The following is a 19882-nucleotide window of genomic DNA, read 5'->3' on the forward strand; positions in this document are numbered from 1 at the left end:
GAAATTCACATCAGTAAGCATTTTTTTGGGCCGTGTGGATGAAACTCCCTGACTGGTCCTCCGTGCGAGTGCCCCCCGCTTGATAGGGGATCTCCTTCTGGTGCAACATCGGTGCCACCCTTCTGCTGAAGATGAATGAGCGGAACCGCGACTCGAGGGAAATATGAGTGATGCGATCATCTTTCCGCGTTGTCCGGAAACGGGAAAAGCGTCGTTCCGTACTGAATCCGAGGCGAGGATCTGGCTGATCAAGCAGCCGCTATTGGAGAGAATTCCGGACCGCATCTACCGATGCTCGGATTGTCGGTACTGGCACTTCACCGGATCTCATCACTGGACCAGCCAGAAAATCAAGTGGCAACGAAACTATGGCAGGCGTGAAGCCGCTTCCCGGCGTAACGGCAGGAAGCGGGGCAGGAGCTGACGGTTCCGAGGGCCGGCTTTTCCAACTGCTTCTATCAGGAAGACGACGAGATTGCGACAGAACCTGAGCAAGGGCATGGTCATGGCCGCTGCGGCGACCGGCATCCTGTCCCTCTGCGCTATTCCGGCGTTCGCGGACGCACAGTCCGAAGGGGCCCTGGGAGGAACGCTCGGTGCCCTGTTGGGCACGACCGACGCCCTCTCCGGCGCCAGCGCCCCGCAGAAGCCCGCCGGCCACGGCCCCGCAAAGGGCCAGCCCGCAGCCAAGGCCACCGCCAAATCCGGCGCCAAGGCCAACACCAGGGCGGCCAAGGCGAAGCCCAAGGCCAACGCCAAGGCCGACACCGACGGCTACGGCTACGGCGACGGATACGGTGACGGCGGCGGCGGCGTGCTCGGCGGCGGCGTCGACGACATCCTCGACGACGCCAATGGCGGCGACATCGGCGACATCCTCGAAGACGCCGACCTCGGTGGCGGCGCCCACGTGATCGGTGACGGCGATGACAGCGGCTACGGCGTCGACGAGGAGAAGCCGCCCGCGAAGCCGACCGAGGTGACGCCGGCGACTCCGCCCGCCACCGTTCCACTGGCGAAGAAGCCCCCGGCCACCCCGGCCCTGGCCCAGCCGTCCCTCCCCAACACCGGCGGCGGAGAGCAGCTGACGGCCGCCGGTGCCGCCGCGCTGCTGATGTCGGGCGGCGTCATCCTGTACCGACGAGGCCGCGCCGCGTCCCGCCGGTAGTGCTCCGCTCCGGGTGCCGGACGCACCGCGTCCGGCACCCGGCACCACTCCCGTCCGTCAGCGGTGTGCCTGCGCAGGTGCCGCCGCGTGCCCCCGGTCCACCGCCGCGGGGATCGTTCCGGCGGGCGGGGTGGTGCGCAGTCTGCGGCGCACCCCCGCCACGAGCGTCGGCGCCGTGAAGGTCGCGCCGTGCACGAAACGCATGGCCGGGCCGAAGCTGGAGGTGGTGAGCAGACCCGCCAGGAACAGCCCGGGGTGCGAGGACTCGAAGTCCCGCCCGACCACCGGGGACCCGTCGGCCGCGGTCGCCAGGTGCCCGCGCAGCTCGGCGGAGAGCAGGCCGAGCCGGTCCCGGGCCGCCCGGAACCCCGTGGCCGCGATCACGTGCTCGGTCTCCAGGGAGCGCGGCTCACCGGTCCCGTTCACCGTCTCCAGCCGTACGCCGCCCGGCACCGCACGGGCCGCGGCGACCTCATGGCCGAGCACCACTTCCACCGCCCGCTCCACCCGGTCCCGTACCCACCAGGCGCCCGCCGGGCCCAGTGCGGTGGACACGATGCGGGCCCGCCTCGGCTCGGGAAGGTGCCGGAAGAGATTCGGGCGCTCGGCGTAGAACCAGTTGCGCCAGCCGCAGCCGAGTCCGCTGTGCGGGGAGCGCGCCGACCGCCACCAGGGGCGCCGCAGGGGGGGCGGCACATCGTTCCAGCACAGCCGGTCCGCCCGTGCCAGCACTCGTACACGTGTGCCTTGTTCGGCGAGGAGCGCCGCCGTCTCCAGGGCCGCCTGACCGCCGCCGATCACCGTGACGTCCCTGTCGCGGAAGCGGCCGAGGTCGCTGTGGTGGCTGCTGTGCGTGACGAGCGCGGGGTGCAGACCGCGCAGGGGCGCCGGTACCTCGACGAAGGGAATGACGCCCACCGCCAGCGCCACCGTCCGGGCGTGCAGCACCTCACCGTCCTCGGTGACGGCCTCGAAGCCGACCGGAAGGGCCGTGAGCCGGCTCACCATGCGCTCGTCCACATGGGGGACCGCGTGCTGCGCGAACCACTGGCCGTACGCGGCGAACATCTCCACCGGGATGGGCTCCGCGTGACGCGCGGTCATGCCCTGGGTGGCGCAGTAGGCGTCCAGGCGCCAGTGGCCCTCCGGGTCGGCGAGGTTGGAGGCCCACGGCTCCGACTTCAGGAACATGCCGGGCGGCATGTGATCCCGCCAGGAGGCCATGGGCCGCCCGAAGACGCGCAGGCTCAGCCCGGCGGCCGCGGCGTGGGATGCGATGGACAGGCCGTACGGGCCGGCGCCCACCACCAGCAAGTCGTACATCAGCAACTGCTCGCTTTCTCGTCGTCGGTCGGGGACGGCGCGGTCGTTTGGCGGACCACGCGCGTCGGTTCGGGTGCCGTCGCGGCCGGGTGCAGCCGCTCCCGCAGTCGGCGGGACACATGGCGGCACCACAGGGCCCACATCGCCCGGCCGGGAGCCGGGTCGTCCGGGGCGTGCCAGGCCAGCTCGCGCCCGCGGGGCGCGGGCCGCAGCACGGCGAGCGGCGCGTAGTTCTCCACCACGAACGCCCGCCCGAGCAGCGGCGCACCGGCCGGCAGCGGGCGGTGCGTCAGGTCGAGGTGGAGGGCGCGTACGACGTCCAGTCCGGCGGAGTCGGTGAAGAGCCGGAACTGGGCGCCGGGGCGCGGGTTGAAGTCGAGCAGGTGATAGCGGCCGGTCGTGCCGCAGCGGCGGAAGTCGAGGTCGAAGATGCCGCGGTAGCCCAGCTCGTCGGTGAGCCGTTCGGTGAGCGCCCGCAGCCGGGGATTGTCCGTCCAGCGGCCGACCGCGGTCAGGCCCGCGCCGCGCGGCCAGGCGACCAGCTTGCGGCCCGGCCCGCCCGCGCGCACGGTGCAGGAGCGGTCGGCGTAGCCGTGGAAGAACCAGTCGCGGTCCGGGCCCGGTGGCAGATAGGCCTGGAGCAGCAGCGGGCTGCCGGCCTCCGGGCTGCGCCGGTACAGCTCCCGGGCCTGCCGCGCCGTGTCCACCAGCACCGTGCTGCGCAGCCCGCTGCCGGCCGGCACCAGCCAGGGGCGGCTCCACTTCGCCACCACCGGAAGGCCCAGCCGCCAGACGGCGTCGGCGGCCTGCGCCGGGCTGTCCGGCACCAGTGTCTCGGGGTGCGGAATGCCCACGGAGGCGCACACGGCGGCCAGTTCGGCCTTGTCGGCGACGCGCTCGGACAGTTCGCCGGGGCCTGCGGGCAGCAGATAGGAGGGCGCGAGTTCCTCGCGCAGGCGGCCCACGGCGATCGCGCTCGCGTCGTCCATCGGGACCAGGACGGCGGGGCGCGCGATCAGGGCGGCCACCCGGTGCAGGGCGGCGGCGATCTCGACGGGGGTGGCCCCGGGCGGCGGCGGTGGATGCATCTGCCGTACGAAACGCGACACCGGTACGGGACTTCCCGTGGCGTCGGCGACCACATGCACCTCCACCCCCGCTCGGCCCAGAGAGCGCACCGCCCCGAGCGTTCCGTGGTGAAAGGGATTCCGGTCGATCCGCAGCAGAACGGCGGGGACGCGGGTATCGAGCAGCGACACGTATTGATTTCCTTTGAGTCGGCTCACCCGCTTGGGCGAGCGTGGCACTCGAAAGCCGTATGGGCACTGGCGTCATTTCATTTCATGTGACTGACTTCATGTGATTGTGCGTCAGTAATTCGCGAGAGAGGAGCAGGCATGGCCCATCAGCAGTGCCGCGCCCGGACCGGACGGCTGGCGGTCGTCGCGGCGACGGTCGCCGTCTCGGCCGCGCTGGCCACCGGCCCCGGTTTCGCGGCGGTGCCGGTGCCCCCCGCCGGCCCTCCCGCTCCGACGCCGGTGACCACGGTGCCGACGGCGCCCGCCGTGACCAGGCAGCCCGTACGGCAGACACCCGCGGTCCCCGCGGCCCCGCCCGTCCTCCAGTCGCCGAAGCCGGCCCCGCCGACTCCGCCCGTCCCCGCGCCGACGGCCCCGGCGCCCCCGAAGGAGAGCCCCGCCTTCGGCGCCTTCCTCGACTCCGGAGCCGGCGGCGTGGCCCGTATGGCGCAGCTCAGCAGCTGGCTGGGCGGCGCCGACCTGCGCGTCGGCCACACCTACCTGCCCGGCGACCGCTGGGGCAACATCGAGGGCGCCCCCGCCTTCCTCGACGCGTGGGCGAGCTGGCGCAGGGAGAAGGCCGACCGGATGCTCGTCCTCAACGTGCCGCTCCAGGAGCACAACGAGGAGGGTGTATCCGACGCCCAGGTCCGGCAGCTGCTGCGGGAGGGCGCGGCCGGGCGCTTCGACCAGCACTTCCGCGCCCTCGCCGAGCGACTGGTGGCGCTGCAGGTGCCGGACACGGTCCTGGTGCTCGGCTGGGAGATGAACGGCACGACGTACGCCCATCGCTGCGGGCCGGATCCGCAGGCCTGGAAGACGTACTGGAACAGGATCGTCACCATCATGCGTGCGGTACCGGGCCAGAAATTCCGGTTCGACTTCGCGCCGAGCCGCGGCCGGGACGCCGTGCCCTGGACGCAGTGCTACCCGGGGGACGCCACGGTCGACATCATCGGAATGGACGCGTACGACCAGCCGCAGGGTCTTACGTTCGCCGAGCAGGTGAGAGAGCCCTACGGACTTCAGGCGCACGTGGATTTCGCGAAATCCCACAACAAGCCCATCTCCTATCCCGAATGGGGGCTCTTCCGTAACGGTGACAACGCCGATTACATGCGAGGAATGCTCGCCTGGATGGATATGCACAAGCCGCTGTACAACACGCTGACCGACTACTGTCCGCACGGTGTCTGGCAGTGCCCGGCCAACCCCAGCTCGTCCCGGATCTACCGGGCCGTCCTCTTCGGCCGGGCCGACGAACCGGTCACGCCCGCGCAGCCCATGCTGACCCCGCTCACCACACTGGCCGCGCCGCTCCCCGCGGCCTGCATGCCGCTGGACCTCGGGGACTGGATCGAGTACTGGATCGGCGGGAAGGTGTGCGTGCGCGCCGACGGGTGGCCGCGGACCCGGTGAAGGCCGTCGGCGGCGGCTCATGAGGGGGGCCCGCCGCCACTGCCGCGCTTGCGGAAGCGGCGCAGTAACTCCTTGCCGCGCCGGCGCGTGAGCGCGCCCCAGACCACCGCCGACAGCAGCGGGGCCGTGTGCGGGCGGGCCAGCAGCAGCCGCTGGTTGACGACCGGCAGGGGGCGCCAGTGGTACTTGTAGGGCTCGTCGCCGCGCAGCAGGCTCAGCGCGTTCAGGCCGCCGGTACCCGTGTGCTGGGCGCACGCGTCGAGCAGCATCACCGCCACGTCCGCCTTGCGTTCCCGCAGACGGGGGTGGGCGCCGTACAGATAGCCGCCCGCGAGCCGCGGTGACAGCAGCGTCAGATCGACCGCCACCACGTCGTCGTCGAGCCGGAACTCGGTGACCACCGCGTCGCCGGAGCGCACCATCGGTCCCACGGAACGCACCAGGTGCTCGCAGAAGCGGTTGCGCAGATGCTCCGACGTCACCTTCCGTCCCTGCCACTGCAGCCGGTGCAGCTCCAGCAGCCGGCGCAGCGCCGCGTTCACCTCGTCCGGCCGTACGACATGCCGCTGCACCCCGAGCGACCTCAGCTTGCGCAGCTTGGCGCGCACCCGCTGGGCCTTGCCGGACGGCAGCCGGGAGACCAGCTCGTCCATGGGCACGGCGGGCAGCTCCAGGCACAGCGAGTCCCGCACCCGGCGGCGCGGGCCCGTCCAGCGTTCGTAGACGCGCTCGGCCGCACCGCCCGGCCGCACCTCGCGGAAGTCGATCAGCGCGGTGCGGGCGGCGGCCGACAGTGCCTCGGCGAGCGCCCCGGCCGCCCGGTCCGCCCGCTCGTCGTCGATGAGCACGTCCCCGTAGTCGGAGATCACCCCGCCGAGCGGTACGAGCGTGGGCACCGGGCCGCGCCGGAGCATCAGCGGCGCGGCGGCGACGAGTTCGGCGCCCTCCCGCACCAGCACCAGCCGCAGCCGGCCGGGCCTGCCGTACGACAGCCACCACGAGTGCAGCCAGGCGTGGTTCTGGAACGGGGTCGCCGCCCCGCACCGCCCGTACAGCCGCCGCCACTGCGGCGCCAGTTCGGCGAAGGTCCGCTCGTCGGTGACGATCTCCGTCGTGTACGTCGTTGTCACAGCTGCCCGTGGACCTCGGCGGCGACGGCCGGGCCGGGCACCGAGGCGGGGTGGGCGGTGTCGTCGTCCGCGGTCCGCCTCGGCCGGACGAGCAGCGCCAGGCCGCCGAGCAGACCGCCCCCGCTCGCGCCGACCAGACCGGCCACCGTCGGCGAGGTGGACGACGGCTCGGTCGGCCGTACCGCCCGGGAGAACTGGACGAGCTGGATGTGGGTGCTGCGCTGGGTGTCGCTCGCGTGCCGGGTCAGTGCCCGGGAGACGGCGTTGGCCATGCGGGTGGCGGTGGCGGGGCGCCGGGAGGTGGCCGAGACGGCGACCATCGGCGCGTCCGGAGAGGTCGACGTCCGTACGCTGCGCTGCAGCGTCCGGACCGGCACGCCCGCCGACACCTGCGCGTCCCCGAGCACCGCGAGCTGCGTGGCGGCCCGACCGTACGCCTGTGCGAACCCGAGCGCGGAGGCCGGGTCGGACTTCTCGGTGGGTACGGCGACGACGTAGCTGGTGGCCGTGAACGACGGGGTTCTGAGCACGCCGTAGGCGCCGCCGGCCAGGCCGCCGAGAAGCGCGCCGGCCGCCACCAGCGACCAGGGCAGCAGGGTCCTGGCGCGGCCCGGGCGGCCGGACGGCAGGTGCTGGAGGGTGGGGTTGTCGGTCATGACGAACTGGCTCCCGGGGATGAGGGGGACGAACTGGACACCGCCGCGGCGTACACGTCCATGAGCCGGGCGGCGCTTCGGGTGATGCTGTAGCGGTGGACGGCGTCCGGGACCGTACGGGGCCGGGGGCCGGCCGCGCGGACCTCGGCGACCGCGCGCGCGTACGCCTCGGGGCCGCCGCGCACCCGCCGGGCCCCGGCGGCGGCCCGCGCGGGCAGGTCCTCGATCGCCGGACAAGAGGCGTAGAGCACGGGCAGGCCGGACGCCAGGGCCTCCACGACGGCCAGCCCGAAGGACTCCTCCTGGGACGGCGAGGCGAGCAGGTCCATCGCGGAGGTGAGCGAGGGCAGGTCGGGCCCGGGGGAGCCGTCGGGGACGTAGGGGCGTTCACCGGTGAACAGGACGCGGTCGGTCAGGCCCGCCTCGTGGGCCGTGCGACGCAGCACGCTCTCCTCCGGCCCGCCCCCGACCAGCAGCAGCCAGTGGTCGGCGGGAAGCAGGGCGATCGCCCGGATGAGGACGTCGAAGCCCTTGCCCGCGGTGAGCCGGCCGATCCCGCCGACGACGTAGGCGTCCTGCGGCAGGCCGAGGCGACGGCGGGTGCTCTGGCGCCGCGATCCGTCGAAACGGAAACGGGCCAGGTCGATGCCGTTGGGGACGACCTCGATGCGCGGGGCCGGCACGCCCCAGCGCTCCAGGCGGTCGGCGACCGTGGGGGAGACGGCGACCGTGGCCGAGCCGAGGCGCTCACTGGCGAGGTAGAGCGCGCGGACGCCCGCGGTCAGCTGCCGGCCCTCCATCTGCGACTCGCCGAGGGAGTGTTCGGTGGCGACCACGGCCCTGACGCCCGCGAGCCGGGCGGCGAGCCTGCCGTAGACGCAGGCGCGGTAGAGGTGGGTGTGCACCAGGTCGTAGCCGCCCGTGCGGATCAGCCGGACCAGGCGGGGGAGCGCGGACAGGTCGCGGTTGCCGCTCATGCCGAGGTGGTGCACCCGGACGCCGTCGGCGGCCAGGCCGTCGGCGACGGCGCCCGGGTTGGTGAGGGCCGCCACCTCGCAGTCCACGGGGAGGTGACGCAGCAGCAGACGCAGCTGCTGTTCGGCGCCGCCGACGCCGAGTCCGGTGATGATGTGCAGAGCCTTCATGTCACACACCCGCCACGGGACGCCGGCGCAGCCGGTGCAGTTTGTGCTTGAGGTGGAGCCGCCAGGCCGTGTCGTTCTGGCCGACGTGCACCCGGGGGAGGGCGTGCGGGCCGGTCAGGGGGCCGGGCGCGATGGCGCAGGCGTAGGCGTATCCGGCTTCCCGCACGGCGGCGACGGTGCGCCGGTCGACCGCGCCGTAGGGATAGCAGAAGGCATCGACCGGGGCGCCGGTCAGCTCCGCCAGCAGGGCCCTGCTCTCGGTGACCTCGGCCTTCAGGGTGAGATCGTCGGTCCGGGTGAGGTCGACGTGGGTCAGCCCGTGCGAGCCGATCTCCACGCCCTCGCCGGCCGCGAGCCGGACGTCGTCCGGGGTCAGCAGCGGCTTGCGCGGGCCGAGCGGGTCCCAGGAGTTGACGCCACCGAGCCGTCCCGGCAGGACGAAGAGGGTGGCGCCGCAGCTCCAGCGGCGCAGCGCCGGAAGGGCGTGGAGGAGGAAGTCGGCGTATCCGTCGTCGAAGGTGATACCGACCAGGCACCCTCCCTGCCCCCGGGCTCGGGCGGCGAACAACTCGCGCAGGGACACACCGCGCAGCCCCCGCCGGCGCAGCCAGGCCAGCTGACGATCCAGCCGCTCGGGGGTGACCGTGATGCGGTACGGGTCGTCCGAGCGGTCGCCCACGGAGTGGTACATCGCCACCCAGGGGGCCGGGCCGGGGCGTGTCGCTAGCCGGGTGCCGGTGCCGAAGGACTCAACGGGAGCGGCCATGCGTCAGCCTCCGGGTGACGGTGCGTACGGACTGGAGTGCGGATGCGCTGCCCTGGGCGTCCAGCGCCCGGCTGAGCAGGAGGAAGACGACTGCCACGGTCACGCAGCCGACGGCGAGACCGGCGACCGGGGACTCCGGCCGGCCGGCTGCGAACACCCCCGCCACCGTCGCCACCGTCGCGGCCCGCAGGGGCTTGGTCAGCTCGGCCAGCACCTGCCGGATACGGATCGGGACCGCGCGCGGGCCGCGCCCCTTCGGGTCACCCGCGAGACCGGCGAGCAGCAGCGCGGCCGTGACGGTGATGCCGGTGGCGTTGGCGGCGGCGATCCCCGGCACGCCCCAGGGGCCCACGGTCACCGTCCCGATCCAGGAGGTCACGGCGATGCCCGCCGCCATGGCACCGACCGGGTACCAGGCGGGCCGCCCCGCCGAGAAGTACGAGCGGATCAGGACGCCCACCAGGGTCTGACCGAGCAGCCCGAGGGCGTACACACGCAGGACGCCCGCCGTCGCCACCGTGTCCCGCGCGGTGAAGGCGCCTCGCTGGAAGAGGAGTTCGGTGATCTGCGGGGCGCAGGCGATCACCGTGGCCGCGCCGAGGAGCACCAGGCAGGAGGCCAGCGCCAGGTCCCGTTCCACCCGGGCGCGGGCGCGTTCGGTGTCGCCGTCCGCGAGCGCCCGTGCCACCACCGGGAAGGTGACGGTGCACAGCATGATCGAGAGCGTCATCGGGACCTGCGCCACCTTCTGCGCGTAGTTCAGGTGCGAGATGGCCCCGGCGGGAAGGGCGGAGGCGAGGAAACGTTCGATCAGGACCTGGGACTGGCGGCACAGAGCGAAGAGGAGAACGGTGCTGAGCAGGGCGAGGTTCATCGGGCGGGCCTCGACGGCCTCGGCGCCGCCGGAAGCGGCCTTGCGGTCCTTCAACTGCCGCCACAGGGAGGGCAGCTGCACCGTCACCATCAGGCAGCCGCCGGCCGCGACCCCGACCGCCGCCGACCGCACCCCCCAGCGCCCGCTGAGCAGGACCATCGCGGCGATGATGCCGATGTTGTACGCGACGTAGATCGTCGCGGGCGCCAGGAAGCGGCGGTGCGCCCGCAGGGCCGCGCTGCAGTACCCGGCGAGCCCGAAGGTCAGTACGCAGGTCGCCGTCAGCCGGGTGCAGTCGGCCGCGAGCCGGGGGTCGGGCAGGCCGGGTGCCAGAGCCCCGACCAGGTAGGGGGCCGCGCCCGCGACCAGCGCGGACACGGCGACGAAACCGAGGCACAGGCGGGGCAGGGTGCCGGCGACCAGGGAGCGGACCGGGTCGCCGGGGGCACCCTGGGCGCGTCGGGCCAGGGCCATGCTGAACGCCGGGATCAGCAGGAAGGCCAGCCCGTCCTCGATGAGCAGTGTGGAGGCGAACTCCGGCACGGTCCACGCGACCAGAAAGGCGTCCGTCTCGCTGCCCGCCCCGAACAGCCGGGCCAGCGCCTGGTCGCGCACCAGGCCGAGCAGCGCCCCGGCGACCGACAGCGAAGCCGTGATCAGGGTGGCCTTGGCCAGGAACTTCCCGGTGACCGCGGTGAGGTCGGTGGCGTCCGCGGCCCGGGCCGCGGGCAGCGCCGCCCCGTCGGTCCCGGAAGCGGGAGCCCGCGCGGGCCGTGGACTCTGGGGCGGCGTCACCGTCATCGCGCCACGGTCCCCTCGACGCTCGCGCGCACCGCGACCGGCGGCACGGCAGCCGCCGCGCCGCGGTCGGCCAGCGCCCACCAGGCCGCCAGCCCGAAGCACACTCCGGTCAGCACGGTGGAGGGGCCGCCGATGTCCGCGTACACGAAGTCGGTCAGCTGCCAGACCAGCAGCCCGCAGGCGACGAGCGCGCAGTCCAGGTCGTGCGCCCGTGCCCGCCGCGCCCTGAACAGGCCCCGCACCGCGCACACCAGCAGCGCCAGCCAGCTCCCGGCGAGCGCCAGCAGCCCGGTCAGGCCCTGCTCGCTCAGCACCAGCAGGTACATGTTGTGCGGTGACAGCAGCGGCTGCCTGCGGTACGCGACCCCCGCGCCCTCGGTGTCGCTGCCCGAGGACAGCGCCGCCGAGGCGTACCCGTCGCGGTACTCCGGGAAGCCCTTCAACCCGACGCCGCTCACCGGGTGTTCGCGCCACATGCCGGTCGCGGCGGCCCACAGCGCGTACCGGTCGACGACCGACTGGTCGGGAGCGTCGGTGACCTGGGTGATGCTGCTGAGCCGTTCCTGCAGCATCACCGTGCCGACACCGAGGCCGCCCACCAGGACGACGCTCGCGGCGGCGACGGCCGCGCCCACCTTGAGCGCGCGCCGCAGCCCGGCCAGTACCAGCTGCACCGCGCAGGCCACGGCCGTGGCGATCCACGCGCCCCGGCTGAAGGACAGCGCGAGCGGCGGCAGCAGCGCCAGGGCGCACCCGACGGCGGCCGCCCGCTGCCGGGCGGACGTCCGCCCGAACGCGAGACCGAGCGCGCACACCAGGCCGATGGCGACCACCGTCGCCATGCCCATCACGTCCTGCGGCCCGAAGGTGCCGACGGCCCGGATGTCCTCGCCCTGGTAGGAGGCGCCGGTCCGGGTGACGTACTGGTGCACCCCGACCGCTCCCTGCCACAGGCCGAGGCCCACGAACGACCAGGCCAGCAGCCGGAAGTCGCCCCGGTGGCGGATCAGCAGCAGGACCGCCGCCGGGACGAGCACGAAGAGCTGCAGATAGCGGCACATGCCGGTGAGCCCGGCCTCGGGCGAGGGCGCCCCGACGGTGGCCAGGGCGAGCCCGACCACCGGCAGGCCCAGCACCACGGCGGCCGTACGGGACAGGGGGCGCCGCCGGTCCCGTACCAGGCGGACCGCGCAGTACAGCACCACCAGCCCGGACACCGCGTCGGCGGGACCCGGGCCGCCCTCGCCGCTCGGGGTGAGCGGCAGCGCCAGCAGGGCGAGCACGGCCACCACGGGCAGGACCGCGGGCACGGCGGTGCGCCGGCGCGGGAGCAGGGTCAGTGCGACGCTCACGGCGCTCAGCTCCCGGTCGGCCGTACGACGAGGGCCGCCGTGCGCAGCAGGATGCAGACGTCCTGCCACAGCGACCAGTCGTCGATGTAGGCGTTGTCGAACCGGCAGCGGTCCTCGATCGAGGTGTCACCGCGCAGCCCGTGGACCTGGGCGAGCCCGGTGATGCCGGTGCGCATCCGGTGGCGGGCCGCGTAACCCGGGTAGGTCTGGCTGAACTGACCCACGAAGTACGGGCGTTCAGGACGCGGCCCGACCAGGCTCATGTCGCCCCGGAGCACGTTCCACAGCTGGAGCAGCTCGTCGAGCGAGGTGCGCCGCAGCATGCGGCAGAACCCGCGCATCTCGTTCTCGTTCGCCACGCTCCACCGGGTCGCCGACTCGTGCTCGTCGGCCGGGCGGTGCGTGCGGAACTTCAGCAGCGTGAACGGTTTTCCGTCCTTGCCGATGCGCTGCTGCCGGAACACCACGCCCGGCCCGTCACTGAGCCGCAGCGTCGCGGCGCAGGCCAGCAGCAGGGGAGCGGCCAGCAGCAGCAGCGTTCCCGAGACGAGGATGTCGAGGGTCCGCTTGCCCGCGCTGCCGGGGCGCTCCCCGCACATCTCCAGGCGCCGGCAGGAGAACCCGGCCAGCCGTTCCTTCGTCGCGTAGGACGGGGAGTCCGCGTCGACCTCCCACACCTCGCAGCCCGACTCGGCCAGCGTGCGCAGCAGCGGTCCCCGCCGGGTCCGTACGGAGGGGTGGACGGCCAGCACCATCCGCACCCCGTTCTGGATGGCCGCCCGCTCGACCTCCTCGTCGGTCGTCAGCACGGGCAGGCCCTCGGTGCCGTCCTGGTGCTCCGCCACGACCCCCACGGGCCGCACCCCGCACCCCGGATGCCGCAGCACGGCGGCGGCCACGCGCTGCGCGGTCGCCGCCTCACCGACGACGAGGGCGGTGTGCGGGCGGCGCAGCAACGCGGTGCGCCACCTCCCGTACAGGGCGCCGCGCAGGGCGCAGTTCGCCGCCGCATGCAGGGCGAAGCCGGCCAGCAGGGTGCCCGCGGAGAGCGCGTGGTCGGGGCGGTGGGCCGCCATGAGTGCCGCGAGCGCCAGCCAGGCCACCGCGGTCCGGCCGCACAGCGCGGGCAGTTCGTGCAGGATCCCCGGCACCGGGGGGCGCGCGCGGTTCGGGCGCAGCAGCAATGACGCGGCCAGCAGCACGGCCGCGGGAAACGGGCGGAACTGGGTTCCGGTCAGGGTCAGGGCGCCCAGCAGCGCGGCCGCACCGTCCGCGACGAGCAGCGGCACGGGTGAGGCCGGCCGCACGGGCGGCCGGTGGGCGGGGAATCGGAAACTGGGGGCGGTGCCCGGCGGGGGGAGGACCGAGACGGACGAGAATCCGTGGTCCGGGGGCTCTGGGCCGGGGGAGGGGACAGTACTTTCCGCGGTCACGACTGAATGGACTCCCTGTGCTCGGTGGGCACGACACGCCCTGCGGGCCATGCGCCGAGCAGGTCGCGGTAGACGTCCGCGACCGCCTCGGCGGTGTGCCGTACGTCGTGTCCGGACAGCACGTGCCGTCGCCCCCGGTGGCCGAGCGACTCGCGCAGCGGCGGGTCGAGCAGCAGTTCGGTGACGGTTGCGGCCAGCACTGCCGGGTTCTCGGGGGGTACCAGGCACCGGGCGGCGAGGGAGGACGGCAGGCTCTCGCGGGCGCCGTCGACGTCCGTGACGACCACCGGCCGTTCGCAGGCCATCGCCTCCAGCGGAGCCAGCGCCATGCCCTCCCAGCGGGACGGCAGTACGACGAGATCCGCGGCCTGGTACCAGGGGAGGGCGTCGGGGACGGCGCCCGTGAACAGCACCGACTCCGGCGCGCACGCCCGCAGCCGGTCGTGGTCCGGGCCGTCGCCGACCAGGACGAGACGTGCGGCGGGCACCCTGCGGACGACGTCACTCCACGCCGTCAGCAGGACGTCCTGTCCCTTCTGCCGGCACAGCCGCCCCACACAGACGACGACCGGCGCGGCGGGACCGACCTCGCGCAACGGCTCCAGGCCGGCCCGTACGGGGCCGGCCTGGGCGGGCTGGAAGCGCTGCGGGTCGATGCCGTTGGGGATGACGCTCCACCGCCCGCCGATCCCGGCGCGCTCGCCGGTCACGCGTTCCGCCTCGCTGACGCACACCACGCGCGAGGCCCAACGCGCTCCCCACCGCTCCCATCTCAGCGCGAGCGCGGAGGTGACCCCGCCGACGGCCTCGAACGACCAGGCGTGCGGCTGGAACACGGTGGGGATCCGTCCGCGCACGGCGAGCCGTCCGGCGAGCCCGGCCTTCGCGCTGTGCGCGTGCACCAGGTCGGGGCGGACCTCGTCGATCACCCGGGCGAGACGGCGCACCTCCCGGGCGAGCGAGGGCCCCGGCGACCGGGTCGCGTGCCAGTGCCGTACGTCCGCGCCCAGTTCCCGCAGTGCCGTGGTGAGCGTGCCGTCGGGGCAGGCCGCGGTGACGGCCAGACCGCCCGCGACCTGCGCCCGTACCAGGTCCGTCACCACGCGGGCGACCCCGCCGTCGACGGGCTGGGTGAGGTGAAGGATGCGCGGCCGAGGGTCGGTTACTGACTGATGCATGCGCGAGGTCCTCGCTCGGGGTGGCGCTCGGGAGGGGAGGGAACGCGCGTCACTTCTTGGCGTCGACGGCTACGAAGAGCGCGCCGGCCCATGCCACGTCCCGCCGCGCGACGAGCCGGAAGGCCAGCTGGTCGCCGCCGCCTCGCAGACCCTTCTTGAGATCGAACACGTCGGAGTCGTAGCCGAGGGTGTTGACGTACGCCGGCACGCGTTTCGGCGCGCTCTTCCCGGGCTGGCCGATCGAGGAGTTCAGGATGTCGGCGCGGGGGTTGCCGGGACCGCTGAGCGCGGTGACCAGGCGGCGGGGTTGGCGGGTGTTCGCCCGGCTGGTCGTGAGGGTGAGGGTGTCACCGGTGATGCCGCGGTCGCCGTCGTACGCCACCAGGCCCGCGCGGCCGCCCGCGCCGGCGGCGAAGCGCACGCCGCGCAGCCGGATCTGCTGTCCGGCGCCGGACTTCAGCGCGTCGAAGCCGTCCCAGAGGGACAGGTGCCGCAGCGGTTCCTTCGGGTTCGCGTACGCCACCACCAGCGTCCAGCCGCCCCAGGCGCCGGCCGCCGACTTCCCTCCTGCCACGTTGACCTGGGCCACGGTGTACAGGCCCTGCTTGCTGTCGCGTACCAGGCGGGTGATGTCCGCCGAGGCCTGGAAGGCGTCCGCGCCGTTCGCCACGCGGTGGCCGACGACCGTGTCCGCGAAGATCTCCTTGTACTGCCCGCCGGGTTCGGCGATCAGCACGTGGCCGTTGTCCTCCGGCGGCTTCTGCTCGCCGACGCGCAGGTTGCCGCCCCAGTACAGCCGTGCGTAGCTGACCCGGGAGCCCTTGGGCAGACGGACCTCGGCGCGGGAGGAGTTGTAGGTGTTGGGGTCCTTGTCGACATCGATGTAGGCCGTGTCGAAGTGGCCGTTCACCCCGGCCTTGCCGCCTCGCGCGGCGGTGCAGGAGCGCGCCGTCGGACGGCAGCTGATGGAGGAGTTGGCGGCGCGGACGATGCCGCCGTGCTGGAGCGCGTGGTACCGCTCGGCGAACGGGACGCGGTTCGCCTCCGGGGACGGCTCCGCGGCGGGCGTGGCCGCCAGGGCACAGACGGGGACCCAGCTCCCGGCGAGGGCGAGGGCGCCCACCGTCGCGCGGCGCAGCAGAGGGACCTTGGGATTGCGCATGACCGGCGTTGCCCTTTCGGAAAAGGTTGCGATGTCAGGGGGGACGGCACGCAGGCGATGTGCGTGCCGAAGGCATGCGTCGGGAGGTGTGCAACTCTAGTCGATTTCGGAACAAATCTGACGAAACCGGACAAGTGTGTCGGAACCGTGAAGCCGATCGCACCGCCGCGCCCCCGCCGCACCGGCCGCCGTGCCGCCCGCGCCGGTCACCGTCCGTCGCCGCTCGGAAATCTCATATGAGGACTCGGCAATCTTCCGTGCGCGGGGTTACCGGACCGGTCGGGGATCGTTGGACATGGCGTCAGAAATTCCTCCGGCCGCGCCACGTGGCCGAAGAAAGGAACACGATGAAGTCTCTGAAGGCTGCCGTTGTCGTCGCCGGGGCCGTGGCCCTCGCCGGTTCCGCCGCGCCCGCGTTCGCCCACAGCGCCACCGACGCGACGCACACCAGCCTCAACGGCGCGGTGAGCACGCTCACCAAGGGTCCCGTCCAGTCGAAGCCGCTGCAGCAGCAGCTGGGCGCGCTCGACACCAAGAAGAAGGACTCGGTGGTGAACACGGTGCAGGGCTCGGCCAACGCCCTGGCCGGCGGCAAGCAGCTGCTCGGCGGTGTTCCGCTGCGCTGAGCAATTCCGCTCCGAAGAGGCCGATTCCGCGCCTTGCGGAGTCGGCCTTCCGATTGCCCGAGGGCTTGATGAAGCAATTCCGGTGACTTGTTGGATTCCGCCGAAAGGAACACACGATGAAGTCTCTGAAGGCCGCCGCCGTCGCCGCCGGGTGCCTGGTCGTGGCCGGTGCCGCCACGCCCGCCGCCGCCGAGGGCGACGGGGAGGGCAAGACCGCCAACCACATCCAGGTGGCGGAACGGCTCCCCGGGGGCTCGTTCTCCCTGCCGTCGCTGCGGCACGCCGCCGACTCGGACGCCGAGGACACGACGTTCTCCTTCCACCAGCGGTGGAACGGCCGATGACGGCGGGCCGCAGGCGGGTACTGCGGGGGCTCTTCGGGGCGGGGGCCGGGGTGGCCCTCACCCCGGTCCTCGCGTCCTCGGGGTCGGCAGGGCCCGAACAGACGGGGTTCGACGAGACGTATCGCCGGCGCCGCATCGTCGGCGCCCGGCACGACGCCGGGCGGTCCGGCGGCGACGGCGCCTGGCGGGTCACCGTGGACGGCCGGCCGCTGCATCTGATGCGCCGGGCGGACGGCACCTGGATGAGCATGATCGACCACTACCAGTCGTACCCGACCCCGCTCGATGCCGCGCGCGCGGCCGTCGACGAACTCGGTCCCGGCGAGCGGCCGGGCGCGCCGGACGGCGGCGTCTGCGGGGAGACCGAGGGGGAGCAGCGCAGTGGTGTACACGCGTAAGGACGTCAGCACGCTCACCCGGTCCGAACGGCGCCGGCTCGTCAGCGCGCTGCTGGAGGTCAAACGCAGCGGTGAGTACGACGAGTTCGTGCGCACGCACATCGAGTACTACAAGCCCGACGGCGAGAAGGGCCTGCGCGCCGCCCACATGGCGCCCTCCTTCCTGCCCTGGCACCGCAAGTTCCTGCTGGACCTGGAGCGGGCGCTGCGCCGAGTGGACGACTCGGTGACCGTCCCGTACTGGGACTGGACGCGCGAGCGCAGCGCGACGGCCGTGCCGTGGACCGAGGACCTGCTCGGCGGCACCGGGCGGAGGTCCGACCGGCAGGTCATGACGGGCCCCTTCGCCCACCGACGCGGCAGATGGACCATCAGGGTGGGGGTCACCGACACCGAGTACCTCCAGCGCGACCTGGGCCGCGCCGCCGACCGGATCGCACTGCCGACGGCCAGGGACCTGGAGCGGGCCCTCGCCGACCGCGTCTACGACACGGCTCCCTGGGACTCCACCTCGGCCAAGGGGTTCCGCAACAGGCTGGAGGGGTGGGGGCCGGGCAAGGGTGCCGCCTCCTGGCTCAACCACAACCGGGTGCACCGCTGGGTCGGCGGCCACATGGTGGGCGGCGCCTCCGTCAACGACCCCGTCTTCTGGCTGCACCACGCCTTCGTCGACCTCCTCTGGTCCCGCTGGCAGCGGCGCCACCCGGGCGCCCACTACCTCCCGGCGAAGCCGCTCACCCGACGGGACGCCCAGCACGGACGGGTCGTCGCGCGGGGCGAGCGGATGCCGCCGTGGGACGTGACCCCGGAGGAGCTGGAGGACCACAGCCGGTTGTACCGGTACGCGTAGGGGGCGACGGGCGAGCGGTCCCTCGTGCTCAGGGCAGCCGTCGTACCGGGGAACCCGAGAGGTACGCCCGGATGTCCTCCACCGCCTGGCCGTAGTACGTCGTGTAGTTGTCCCGGGAGACGTATCCGAGGTGCGGGGTGGCCAGGAGGCGGGGGGCGGTGCGCAGCGGGTGGCCGGCCGGGAGCGGCTCGGTGTCGAAGACGTCCACGGCGGCGCCCGCGATGCGGCCCTCGTGCAGGGCGGACAGCAGGGCGTCCTGGTCGACGATGGCCGCGCGGGAGGTGTTGACCAGGTACGCGGTCGGTTTCATCAGGGCTAGTTCGGCCGGGCCGAGCAGGCCGCGGGTGCGGTCGCCGAGAGCCAGGTGGACGGAGACGAAGTCGGCGGTCCCGAGGAGTTCCTCCTTGGAGGGGGCGAGGTCGACGCCCACCTCGTCGGCGCGCTCCTTGGTGAGGTTCTGGCTCCAGGCGCTGACCCGCATGCCGAAGGCGAGCCCGACCCGCGCCACCCGGCTGCCGATCTTCCCGAGCCCCAGCAGGCCCAGCCGGCGGCCGTGCAGGTCGGCACCGACCGTGGACTGCCAGGGGCCGCCGGAACGCAGGGAGTTGGCCTCCTCGACGATGCCGCGGGCGAGGCCGAGCAGCAGGGCCCAGGTCAGTTCGACCGGCGGGGTGGACGAACTCGCCGTACCGCACACGGTGACGCCGTTCGCCTCGGCGGCGGCGTAGTCGATGACGCTGTTGCGCATGCCCGTGGCGACCAGCAGCCGTAGCCGGGGCAGCCGGGCGAGAAGCGAACCGGGGAACGGCACGCGCTCGCGCAGGGTGACCACGATGTCGAAGCCCGCCAGCGCCGCGGCCAGGGCGTCCTCGTCGGCGAAATGCTCGCGCAGCGCGACGACCTCCACCTCGTCCTCGATCACCGACCAGTCGGCGAATCCGGCCGCCACCCCCTGGAAGTCGTCCAGTACCGCACAGCGAAGCCGCACGTCTTCTCCCCCTCCTCGGCCGGTGATCCGCCGGTGACTGTACCGGCCGGACCCGGACGGTCCTGGGCCGGTGCTTTCCGATGGGAGGAGTCCGCCGGGGCATGCCCGAGGGCAGCGGTCCGTCCCGGTGGAACAGCCCGACCGGAACGACGTCGCCGCCACGACGTGGTCGCGGGCGGCGGCGTCGGACGCGCGGGATCAGCCCAGCAGGTCCCGCACGTACGCCGTCGCCTCGGTGCGCGACAGCCCGCGTCCCTCGGCGAACCGCAGGTCGAACTCGTCCGCGCGGAGCGCCGCCCGTACGGTCTCGACGTTGCGGGGTCCGTCCAGCGGGTCCATCCGCTCGGGGAAGAACCCGATCCGGCCGCCGATCGCCGCCACCGTGCCCAGCAGCACGGCGCCGTCCGCCGGGCGCCCCACCGTCGCCAGACAGCCGGCGAGCGTGTGCAGCCCGACCAGCCAGGAGGTGACGTCCCACTCCTCGAACATCTCCCGCACCAGCTCCCGGCCACGCCGCACGATCACTCGGCAGACGTCGTCCACTCATCGAGTCTGATCTTCACCTGGTAGTTGTGCTCGGCATGCCAGAGGACCTCGCCCTCGACGCGGACCCCGAGGGCGGGCAGCTCCATGCTGTGCGGCATCGCACTGACCTCGGCCAGCGCCACGGTGTTCGGGACACCGTCGAGGAGGACGAAGACCCCGAAGCGCTGGCGCCCGATGACCTCTCCGGTGACTCGGGCCCCGACAGGCAGAGCCGCGACGGTCGCCGCCCAGCTCCGCAGAACCACATCCGGCGCCGGCACTCTGGGGCCCGCAGGCCACGCGTATTCGTCCATGAACAGATCATGGCCACCCTGGAGACCCGTGACCACTGCCGGCACAGGAAACCGGCGCCTCCGCGCCCTGCTTCTCTTCCGTGCCGAGCGCGTCATCGACTGGCCTTCGACACGCATTCGACACGGCTCGGC

General features: G+C 73.4%; 20 protein-coding genes. 6 read left to right on the top strand and 14 right to left on the bottom strand.

The features are described from left to right. Positions 1-475: 475 nt before the first annotated feature. Positions 476-1168 (top strand): LPXTG cell wall anchor domain-containing protein, encoded by a 693-nt coding sequence (locus ACZ7L0_RS12815; RefSeq protein ID WP_471242468.1) that lies wholly within the window; start codon positions 476-478, stop codon positions 1166-1168. A gap of 57 nt (positions 1169-1225) precedes the next feature. On the opposite strand, the gene ACZ7L0_RS12820 is transcribed toward ACZ7L0_RS12815, so the two are convergent. Together ACZ7L0_RS12820 and ACZ7L0_RS12825 are read right to left on the bottom strand one after the other, a co-directional pair. Further along, a complete protein-coding gene (locus ACZ7L0_RS12820) occupies positions 1226-2491 on the bottom strand; it encodes an FAD-dependent oxidoreductase (protein ID WP_471242469.1) in 1266 nt (421 codons plus the stop codon). Next, positions 2491-3750 (bottom strand): carboxylate--amine ligase, encoded by a 1260-nt coding sequence (locus tag ACZ7L0_RS12825; RefSeq protein WP_471242470.1) that lies wholly within the window; start codon positions 3748-3750, stop codon positions 2491-2493. The genes ACZ7L0_RS12820 and ACZ7L0_RS12825 overlap by 1 nt, the downstream gene beginning before the upstream one ends. Positions 3751-3888: 138 nt before the next feature. On the opposite strand from ACZ7L0_RS12825, the gene ACZ7L0_RS12830 reads away from it, so the two are divergent. Further along, complete coding sequence (locus tag ACZ7L0_RS12830) at positions 3889-5208, top strand: glycoside hydrolase family 26 protein (protein ID WP_471242471.1); 1320 nt, start codon at positions 3889-3891, stop codon at positions 5206-5208. Between the two features lie 17 nt (positions 5209-5225). Here ACZ7L0_RS12830 and ACZ7L0_RS12835 read toward each other — a convergent pair whose 3' ends face one another. The 9 genes from ACZ7L0_RS12835 to ACZ7L0_RS12875 are packed head-to-tail and all read right to left on the bottom strand — an operon-like array spanning position 5226 to position 15705. After that, entirely contained in the window at positions 5226-6338 is a 1113-nt protein-coding gene (locus tag ACZ7L0_RS12835) for a GNAT family N-acetyltransferase (protein WP_471242472.1), read from the bottom strand. After that, complete coding sequence (locus ACZ7L0_RS12840; RefSeq protein WP_471242473.1) at positions 6335-6994, bottom strand: YveK family protein; 660 nt, start codon at positions 6992-6994, stop codon at positions 6335-6337. Before ACZ7L0_RS12840 ends, ACZ7L0_RS12835 begins: the two co-directional genes overlap by 4 nt. After that, on the bottom strand, positions 6991-8139 hold the full coding sequence (locus ACZ7L0_RS12845) for a glycosyltransferase (protein ID WP_471242474.1): 1149 nt from the start codon (positions 8137-8139) through the stop codon (positions 6991-6993). The genes ACZ7L0_RS12840 and ACZ7L0_RS12845 overlap by 4 nt, the downstream gene beginning before the upstream one ends. A 1-nt stretch (position 8140) precedes the next feature. Next, entirely contained in the window at positions 8141-8905 is a 765-nt protein-coding gene (locus ACZ7L0_RS12850) for a polysaccharide deacetylase family protein (RefSeq protein ID WP_471242475.1), read from the bottom strand. Beyond that, positions 8889-10580, bottom strand: coding sequence for a murein biosynthesis integral membrane protein MurJ (murJ, locus tag ACZ7L0_RS12855; RefSeq protein ID WP_471242476.1), 1692 nt, complete (start codon positions 10578-10580; stop codon positions 8889-8891). Before murJ ends, ACZ7L0_RS12850 begins: the two co-directional genes overlap by 17 nt. Continuing rightward, positions 10577-11932: an O-antigen ligase family protein gene (locus ACZ7L0_RS12860; protein ID WP_471242477.1), complete on the bottom strand. Its 1356-nt coding sequence runs from the start codon at positions 11930-11932 to the stop codon at positions 10577-10579. The genes murJ and ACZ7L0_RS12860 overlap by 4 nt, the downstream gene beginning before the upstream one ends. Positions 11933-11937: 5 nt before the next feature. Beyond that, positions 11938-13365 (bottom strand): exopolysaccharide biosynthesis polyprenyl glycosylphosphotransferase, encoded by a 1428-nt coding sequence (locus ACZ7L0_RS12865; protein ID WP_471242478.1) that lies wholly within the window; start codon positions 13363-13365, stop codon positions 11938-11940. Then, complete coding sequence (locus ACZ7L0_RS12870) at positions 13362-14543, bottom strand: glycosyltransferase (RefSeq protein ID WP_471242479.1); 1182 nt, start codon at positions 14541-14543, stop codon at positions 13362-13364. The genes ACZ7L0_RS12865 and ACZ7L0_RS12870 overlap by 4 nt, the downstream gene beginning before the upstream one ends. A gap of 49 nt (positions 14544-14592) precedes the next feature. Continuing rightward, positions 14593-15705: a DUF3344 domain-containing protein gene (locus ACZ7L0_RS12875; RefSeq protein ID WP_471242480.1), complete on the bottom strand. Its 1113-nt coding sequence runs from the start codon at positions 15703-15705 to the stop codon at positions 14593-14595. Positions 15706-16052: 347 nt separating this feature from the next. Between ACZ7L0_RS12875 and ACZ7L0_RS12880 the strand changes: the two genes are divergently transcribed. The 4 genes from ACZ7L0_RS12880 (at position 16053) to ACZ7L0_RS12895 (ending at position 17923) form a co-directional block, all read left to right on the top strand. Next, positions 16053-16331, top strand: coding sequence for a hypothetical protein (locus ACZ7L0_RS12880; protein ID WP_471242481.1), 279 nt, complete (start codon positions 16053-16055; stop codon positions 16329-16331). A 116-nt stretch (positions 16332-16447) separates the two neighbouring features. Continuing rightward, positions 16448-16675, top strand: a complete 228-nt coding sequence (locus ACZ7L0_RS12885; protein WP_471242482.1) for a hypothetical protein — start codon at positions 16448-16450, stop codon at positions 16673-16675. Continuing rightward, positions 16672-17073 (top strand): tyrosinase family oxidase copper chaperone, encoded by a 402-nt coding sequence (locus tag ACZ7L0_RS12890; RefSeq protein ID WP_471242483.1) that lies wholly within the window; start codon positions 16672-16674, stop codon positions 17071-17073. Before ACZ7L0_RS12885 ends, ACZ7L0_RS12890 begins: the two co-directional genes overlap by 4 nt. Continuing rightward, complete coding sequence (locus tag ACZ7L0_RS12895; protein ID WP_471242484.1) at positions 17057-17923, top strand: tyrosinase family protein; 867 nt, start codon at positions 17057-17059, stop codon at positions 17921-17923. Before ACZ7L0_RS12890 ends, ACZ7L0_RS12895 begins: the two co-directional genes overlap by 17 nt. A 28-nt stretch (positions 17924-17951) precedes the next feature. On the opposite strand, the gene ACZ7L0_RS12900 is transcribed toward ACZ7L0_RS12895, so the two are convergent. The 3 genes from ACZ7L0_RS12900 to ACZ7L0_RS12910 all read right to left on the bottom strand — a co-directional run bounded on the left by ACZ7L0_RS12900 (position 17952) and on the right by ACZ7L0_RS12910 (position 19750). After that, positions 17952-18911 (bottom strand): D-2-hydroxyacid dehydrogenase family protein, encoded by a 960-nt coding sequence (locus tag ACZ7L0_RS12900; protein WP_471242485.1) that lies wholly within the window; start codon positions 18909-18911, stop codon positions 17952-17954. Positions 18912-19109: 198 nt separating this feature from the next. Continuing rightward, positions 19110-19454, bottom strand: a complete 345-nt coding sequence (locus tag ACZ7L0_RS12905; protein ID WP_471242486.1) for a hypothetical protein — start codon at positions 19452-19454, stop codon at positions 19110-19112. After that, the gene (locus ACZ7L0_RS12910) at positions 19433-19750 is read right to left on the bottom strand and encodes a hypothetical protein (RefSeq protein ID WP_471242487.1); all 318 of its coding nucleotides are present in this window, start codon (positions 19748-19750) and stop codon (positions 19433-19435) included. The genes ACZ7L0_RS12905 and ACZ7L0_RS12910 overlap by 22 nt, the downstream gene beginning before the upstream one ends. Between the last annotated feature and the right edge of the window lie 132 nt (positions 19751-19882).

This window comes from Streptomyces sp. NPDC039424, assembly GCF_055639495.1.

Bases quoted from the DNA above. Each gene is read 5' to 3' on its own strand.
- ACZ7L0_RS12820 (WP_471242469.1), bottom strand. From the start codon at position 2,491: ATGTACGACTTGCTGGTGGTGGGCGCCGGCCCGTACGGCCTGTCCATC.
- ACZ7L0_RS12830 (WP_471242471.1), top strand. From the start codon at position 3,889: ATGGCCCATCAGCAGTGCCGCGCCCGGACCGGACGGCTGGCGGTCGTC.
- ACZ7L0_RS12840 (WP_471242473.1), bottom strand. From the start codon at position 6,994: ATGACCGACAACCCCACCCTCCAGCACCTGCCGTCCGGCCGCCCGGGC.
- ACZ7L0_RS12845 (WP_471242474.1), bottom strand. From the start codon at position 8,139: ATGAAGGCTCTGCACATCATCACCGGACTCGGCGTCGGCGGCGCCGAA.
- ACZ7L0_RS12850 (WP_471242475.1), bottom strand. From the start codon at position 8,905: ATGGCCGCTCCCGTTGAGTCCTTCGGCACCGGCACCCGGCTAGCGACA.
- murJ (WP_471242476.1), bottom strand. From the start codon at position 10,580: ATGACGGTGACGCCGCCCCAGAGTCCACGGCCCGCGCGGGCTCCCGCT.
- ACZ7L0_RS12870 (WP_471242479.1), bottom strand. From the start codon at position 14,543: ATGCATCAGTCAGTAACCGACCCTCGGCCGCGCATCCTTCACCTCACC.
- ACZ7L0_RS12875 (WP_471242480.1), bottom strand. From the start codon at position 15,705: ATGCGCAATCCCAAGGTCCCTCTGCTGCGCCGCGCGACGGTGGGCGCC.
- ACZ7L0_RS12880 (WP_471242481.1), top strand. From the start codon at position 16,053: ATGAAGTCTCTGAAGGCTGCCGTTGTCGTCGCCGGGGCCGTGGCCCTC.
- ACZ7L0_RS12885 (WP_471242482.1), top strand. From the start codon at position 16,448: ATGAAGTCTCTGAAGGCCGCCGCCGTCGCCGCCGGGTGCCTGGTCGTG.
- ACZ7L0_RS12890 (WP_471242483.1), top strand. From the start codon at position 16,672: ATGACGGCGGGCCGCAGGCGGGTACTGCGGGGGCTCTTCGGGGCGGGG.
- ACZ7L0_RS12910 (WP_471242487.1), bottom strand. From the start codon at position 19,750: ATGGACGAATACGCGTGGCCTGCGGGCCCCAGAGTGCCGGCGCCGGAT.